Annotated in this window: 12 protein-coding genes; all 12 read left to right on the top strand. The window is 65.7% G+C overall.

The window, feature by feature from the left end; all coding sequences use genetic code 11:
- Positions 1–195: 195 nt before the first annotated feature.
- Positions 196–492 carry a hypothetical protein gene (locus Q4F91_RS12825; RefSeq protein ID WP_303338123.1) on the top strand — a complete coding sequence of 99 codons (297 nt, stop codon included), beginning with the start codon at positions 196–198 and terminating at the stop codon, positions 490–492.
- Positions 489–647, top strand: coding sequence for a hypothetical protein (locus Q4F91_RS12820; RefSeq protein WP_303338122.1), 159 nt, complete (start codon positions 489–491; stop codon positions 645–647). Before Q4F91_RS12825 ends, Q4F91_RS12820 begins: the two co-directional genes overlap by 4 nt.
- Positions 648–654: 7 nt before the next feature.
- Entirely contained in the window at positions 655–1053 is a 399-nt protein-coding gene (locus tag Q4F91_RS12815) for a hypothetical protein (RefSeq protein WP_303338121.1), read from the top strand.
- Complete coding sequence (locus tag Q4F91_RS12810) at positions 1053–1349, top strand: hypothetical protein (protein WP_303338120.1); 297 nt, start codon at positions 1053–1055, stop codon at positions 1347–1349. Before Q4F91_RS12815 ends, Q4F91_RS12810 begins: the two co-directional genes overlap by 1 nt.
- On the top strand, positions 1346–1498 hold the full coding sequence (locus Q4F91_RS12805) for a hypothetical protein (protein WP_303338119.1): 153 nt from the start codon (positions 1346–1348) through the stop codon (positions 1496–1498). Before Q4F91_RS12810 ends, Q4F91_RS12805 begins: the two co-directional genes overlap by 4 nt.
- Positions 1488–2153 (top strand): ERF family protein, encoded by a 666-nt coding sequence (locus Q4F91_RS12800; RefSeq protein ID WP_303338118.1) that lies wholly within the window; start codon positions 1488–1490, stop codon positions 2151–2153. The genes Q4F91_RS12805 and Q4F91_RS12800 overlap by 11 nt, the downstream gene beginning before the upstream one ends.
- Positions 2153–2866: a lambda exonuclease family protein gene (locus Q4F91_RS12795; RefSeq protein ID WP_303338117.1), complete on the top strand. Its 714-nt coding sequence runs from the start codon at positions 2153–2155 to the stop codon at positions 2864–2866. Before Q4F91_RS12800 ends, Q4F91_RS12795 begins: the two co-directional genes overlap by 1 nt.
- Positions 2863–3159 (top strand): hypothetical protein, encoded by a 297-nt coding sequence (locus Q4F91_RS12790; RefSeq protein ID WP_303338116.1) that lies wholly within the window; start codon positions 2863–2865, stop codon positions 3157–3159. Before Q4F91_RS12795 ends, Q4F91_RS12790 begins: the two co-directional genes overlap by 4 nt.
- Before the next feature lie 15 nt (positions 3160–3174).
- Complete coding sequence (locus Q4F91_RS12785) at positions 3175–3405, top strand: hypothetical protein (protein ID WP_303338115.1); 231 nt, start codon at positions 3175–3177, stop codon at positions 3403–3405.
- Positions 3406–3667: 262 nt separating this feature from the next.
- Positions 3668–4057, top strand: a complete 390-nt coding sequence (locus Q4F91_RS12780) for a hypothetical protein (RefSeq protein ID WP_303338114.1) — start codon at positions 3668–3670, stop codon at positions 4055–4057.
- An 8-nt stretch (positions 4058–4065) separates the two neighbouring features.
- Complete coding sequence (locus tag Q4F91_RS12775; protein ID WP_303338113.1) at positions 4066–4488, top strand: hypothetical protein; 423 nt, start codon at positions 4066–4068, stop codon at positions 4486–4488.
- A partial coding sequence (locus tag Q4F91_RS12770) for a hypothetical protein (RefSeq protein ID WP_303338112.1) occupies positions 4485–4837 on the top strand: 353 nt, incomplete at its 3' end. The genes Q4F91_RS12775 and Q4F91_RS12770, both read left to right, overlap by 4 nt.

Below are 4837 nucleotides of genomic sequence, written 5' to 3'. Positions count from 1 at the left end.
CCGCAGTCAGCGTCAAGCGGCCAGTGCCGCGGAGCAGTAAGGGCTATGAGCGCCCGCGGTGCAGACCGCTTGACCCTGACAGTGGAGCGCAGAGGAGGCGGCCGCGGCACCCGCGTGCAGTTCAGCGGCCCGCAAGTTGATGACAGAACCGCCGCGACCGCCTCCCCTGCACTTCGAGACCACACCGGAGCGCACATGCCAAGGACGAAGACCTACTGGGCACCGACGGACTTCACCCGCCTGCCGCCCGATCAGCTCTACCACGCCTGCTCAGGGTTCCTCTGGGCGAGTGGGCAGCTGGTCCGCAAGGACGAGGCGCAGGTCGAGGCGAGCACCGCCCGCAAGCTTCAGAAGTTCTCGCCGGCACTGCTGCGCATCGATGCGGAGCTCGAGCAGAAGTTCGGCTTCGACTACGCCGCGGGCGCCGCGGCATTCAAGGCTCTCCAGCACCTGCGGGTGCCCAAGCAAACCGGAAGGAAGACCAAGAAATGAGAAAGCTCTTTTTCCCGCCGCGCGAAAGCGACTACTTCCTCTTCGAGATGGACGACTACGAGCGCGACCGCGCCGACTGGCAGAGCCGCATTGAGTTCCTCGGCGGCGTCGTGATCGTCTTCATCACCATTGTCTGCATCTACATCGACATGTGAGACCGCAATGACCGCCATCAGCAAAAAGAACCTGCCGCTCCTGAAGCACTTCGTCGGCCGCGTCGCCGAGCAGGTCGGCCTTGATATGACGCCGTTCAGCTTCGACACCACCCGGAACTGCGCGTGCTACCACTACGACACGCTCTTTCCGCTCGTCGTCGATTTCGTCCGTTCACGGCCCGACTGCTCCAAAGAGGCGGACTTCCTCAACTGGCTTCACGATCTCGTCAAGAACTACGAGGGCTTCGACGAGCTCGTCGAGAGCGAGGTGCGTCATTGGTACGGCAACTTCTCGCACTGGATGGATGACACGGAGGGGACCGACGAGGAGGACCGTCTGAGGTACGCGGAAGCGGTCGACCGGTGCCGGAGATTCTGGCCGGAGATCTGCAGGGAGGCCGCGTGATGTGGAACTACCCCGACGGCATGGACCGGAGCGCATGGAACTACATCAACTGGGGCGGCTACGGCTCGCGCTACGAGATGTTGGTGGGCGAGGCGATCAAGGAAGCCGCGGCTGTGCTCTCCGGAGACTGCTGGGATGACCGGCGCTCCTGCACGGCCGAGGACGTCGACGACTACCTCGATGCGCACCCGGACGAGCGCCGCCTGCTCGAGGACACGCCCGTGCAGGAGATCGTCGACGCGACGAGCCGGATTCTTGAGGACTACACCCGCGAGGAACTGAGGAGATGCGCATGACGATCCCGCAGCACCCGCACCGACAGAAGCGCACGCCGCCCAAATGGGTGAAGCGCCGGAAGCGCCCGGAGAAGCCGAAACAGCCTCAGCGCGCGGACTTCAAGGATCTACTCAACCTGATGGTCAAGGTATTCAAGCATGACGACTGAAATCACAACCCCCGCAGTGCCGTCAGTGCATGCCGCCATCGTGCGCGCCGCGGACGCTCTGCGCCAGCGCGGCATCGCGAAGAACCGTTCCGTGACCGCGGGCGGCTCCTTCAGGTACCGCGGCATCGACGAGGTCTACGAGGCGCTCTCGCCGATCCTGGCCGAGCAGCACCTCGCCATCCGCCCGTCGCGCATTGAGGTGCTCTCCGCCGGCACGGTGAAGACCACGGTGGCCGGGAAGAGCGACCGCGTCTCGCGCGAGCTGCGCATCCTGATCGAGTACACGATCACCTGCGCGATCGACGGATCCAGCCTGACCTTCCAGTCGCTCGGCGAGGGCATCGACTCGAGCGACAAGGCCACCGGCAAGGCTCTCAGCTACGCCTACAAGAACGCCATCTTCCAGGTCTTCTGCGTGCCTGTGCAGGGCCAGCCGGATCCGGACGAGGAGGTCGCCGAGACGCACGGCCCGGTCCTCGAGCACGACATCCTTGCGAGCGCGACGGCCGCGGCCAACGGCGGATGGAGGGGCTACAAGGCCTTCTTCGAGACGACCTGCACGAAGGAGCAGCGCATCGCGCTCAAGGCGAGCGGCGACCATGACCGCCTGAAGGTCATCGCCAGGCAGGCCGATGCGGACGGAGGTGACTTCTGATGGCCGAAGACTTCGACAGCGGCAACCCGCTCCAGCGCACGTCGCAGTGGCTCAATGACCGGCACGGGTGCCTGACGGCCTCGAGAGCCGCGGCTGTGATCAATCGCCGGCGAGACGGCAAGCCCACTGCGGCGTACCAGGCACTCATGGGCATCCTGATCGCCGAGCGCATCACCGGCGAGGTGATCGGCACCGGCACGACGCCGGCCATGCAGTGGGGAATCGAGCACGAGGCCGAGGCCCGTGATGCGTACGAGGTCGAGACCGGCGAGCTCGTCGACCTCGTGGGCTTCGTGCCGCATCCGGAGATCCCGTGGTTCGGCGCCTCGCCCGACGGCCTCGTCGGCGACGACGGGCTCCTCGAGATCAAGTGCCCAAACACCACGACGCACCTCGAGCGCATCGCCGCGGGCGTCGTGCCAGAAGAGTACCGCCCGCAGATGCTCGTGCAGCTGCTCTGCACCGGGCGCAGGTGGGTCGACTTCGTCGACTACGACCCGCGGCTCAAGGGCCCGTGGAAGCACCTGAAGTTCTGGACGATCCGCTTCCAGCCGACGGACGAGGAGCTCGAGCAGGCCGAGAAGCTCTGCCGGCAGTTCCTCGCCGAGGCGCAGGCGCTCTTCGAGAAGCTGCAGAGCCTGACAAAACCGGCGATAGAAGCGGCCGCGAGCCAGCCCAAGTTTGAACCATTTACAAGCAAGAAAAGATCATGACCGAGACCACGAAGAAAGACATCACCTTCATGTCCGTCGACGCACTCGAGGCGCAGCTCGAGAGCATCCCTGTCGAGCAAGCCGCCCGCGTGGGCGTGTTCGTCCGCATCGGCGGCAACTTCTACACCGCCGACGAGAACATGGGCCTCTTTCGCCGCAAGCTCGACGACGGCAGCATCTTCCACGCGATCGTGATCATCGGCACGGAGCGCATCCGGACAGTGGTCAGGGAGCACGAGGAGGACGTCGACGCCGCGGACCTGATCGCCGCCGATCTGGCCGTCATGAACTGATTGAGGGGCGAGGCAATGACACTCAAGGAGTTCTTCACCGCGCTCTGGGCCGCCCGCCTCAAAGAGCTTCGCGACCCCGGCCTCTACGTGCGAGACGCCAAGGGCGATCTCTACGCGGTCACCGGCATCCGCTTCGGCGAGAGCTGCGAGATCGACGAGAAGGGCAACACCATCGCCGGCAGCGAGGAGCGCGTCGCGATCGTGACGACCGAGGCCGATCACTTCCCTCCGGAGACAAAACCCTGACCAACCCCTGGCAATCACTGCCCTCTGTCCGGGCGACAGAGGCCAGCCGCCTCACCACCCTCCGCGCCGCTCTTGGCCGGCGTGCTTTTCCACCTTCGGTGAGACGGCTGCCCCCTGCGCCCGACGGCAAAACCCGACTGCATGCGGGCCCGGCCTCACGAGTCAGCCTCCCCTTGGACCGGGAGGCGAGTACCTCACCGGATCCCAAAGGAGTGACGAGCAGACGCTCCTCCGCCGGGCGCAGCCCCATTCAGGAGAAACCATGAAACGAACCGACAACCCCGCAACCGTGACAGTGTTCGCGACGTACAAGAAGCTCGAGCGCGACTGCCAGCTCGAGATGGTCGCGGGCTTCATTCACGGCGCGCGCCTGAACGCATCGGACACGAGGCAGCGCGCTCTCAGCCGCGCCCGGGCCGTGGTCGCGCTCACGAACGCCGGACCGCTCACGCGCGATCTGCCGCTCGAGGGTGTGCAGATGCACGGCGAGTTCTGGTCGCTCGGCCATGCCTTCGGCCAGGACTGGCGCGAGCGCACGGACCGCATTGAAAAGCGCTCGGTCGAGCGCGCGAAGGAGGGCGTCGGCATTGACCACGGCAGCCACCTCAACGCCGCCTTCCACGCCCCGCAGTCACAGCACATCTCTCAATAGGAGCACACATGTCGTACCAATTCAGACTCAAGCCCGAGTCGCACCCGGACCGCTTCACGGTCCTGCCCGAGAGCCTGCTCAGGCGCCCGGACTTCCCGGCCATCCTGCAGGAGGCCTGCGAGCGCCAGTGGGGCGGCAGTTTCGCCGACATCTTCATTGAGGACCCGGACGGCGCCTGCGACTATGTCATCGGCATGGAGGAGATCGAGGTCGTCGACGAGCACGGCAACGTGCTGCCGGACATCGCGGACGAGTCCATGGCCATCGCCATCCCGCGCGAGCTCGTCAGCATCCTCGACGAGGCGCTCACCTGCGGTCTCTGCGCCGCGATGCAGCTCTCGGACAAGGGCGAGGACGTCGACGAGACGATCGCCGAGATCTCCGGCGCCATCGATCTGCTCAACCGTGCCGTCAAGGAGGGTCCGGAATGAACCTGATCGAGATCACCAGGACGCCGCTCGAGGAGACCATGCCAGCACCGAAGCTCTTCTTCAGCATGACCTCGTGGAACCCCGTGCATGCACTGCTCGAGGACATGCGCGAGCTCGGCGACGAATGGCGCGAGGATGACCTGCGCATCGACGCGGACTTCCTCCTCGGGAAGATCGCCCCGCAGAGCGCGCCGCCCGGCATGGTCTACAGCGCCGGGGATGCGCCGAAGGCCGTGAAGATCTTCGCCGGCCTGCTCACGCTGCAGGGCACGATCAACCAGCGGCTCTACGACCGGTGGGCCTTCGGCAACCTGCTCGGCGGCGAGGACGAGTACCGCGACGTGGAGAT

The sequence above is a fragment of the Sutterella sp. genome, from assembly GCF_030539355.1.
GTDB lineage: Bacteria > Pseudomonadota > Gammaproteobacteria > Burkholderiales > Burkholderiaceae_F > Sutterella.
This window is presented reverse-complemented; position numbering and strand designations above follow the sequence as displayed.

Coding starts and splice junctions, on each gene's coding strand:
- Q4F91_RS12825 (WP_303338123.1), top strand. CDS start 196: ATGCCAAGGACGAAGACCTACTGGGCACCGACGGACTTCACCCGCCTG.
- Q4F91_RS12820 (WP_303338122.1), top strand. CDS start 489: ATGAGAAAGCTCTTTTTCCCGCCGCGCGAAAGCGACTACTTCCTCTTC.
- Q4F91_RS12815 (WP_303338121.1), top strand. CDS start 655: ATGACCGCCATCAGCAAAAAGAACCTGCCGCTCCTGAAGCACTTCGTC.
- Q4F91_RS12810 (WP_303338120.1), top strand. CDS start 1,053: ATGTGGAACTACCCCGACGGCATGGACCGGAGCGCATGGAACTACATC.
- Q4F91_RS12805 (WP_303338119.1), top strand. CDS start 1,346: ATGACGATCCCGCAGCACCCGCACCGACAGAAGCGCACGCCGCCCAAA.
- Q4F91_RS12800 (WP_303338118.1), top strand. CDS start 1,488: ATGACGACTGAAATCACAACCCCCGCAGTGCCGTCAGTGCATGCCGCC.
- Q4F91_RS12795 (WP_303338117.1), top strand. CDS start 2,153: ATGGCCGAAGACTTCGACAGCGGCAACCCGCTCCAGCGCACGTCGCAG.
- Q4F91_RS12790 (WP_303338116.1), top strand. CDS start 2,863: ATGACCGAGACCACGAAGAAAGACATCACCTTCATGTCCGTCGACGCA.
- Q4F91_RS12785 (WP_303338115.1), top strand. CDS start 3,175: ATGACACTCAAGGAGTTCTTCACCGCGCTCTGGGCCGCCCGCCTCAAA.
- Q4F91_RS12780 (WP_303338114.1), top strand. CDS start 3,668: ATGAAACGAACCGACAACCCCGCAACCGTGACAGTGTTCGCGACGTAC.
- Q4F91_RS12775 (WP_303338113.1), top strand. CDS start 4,066: ATGTCGTACCAATTCAGACTCAAGCCCGAGTCGCACCCGGACCGCTTC.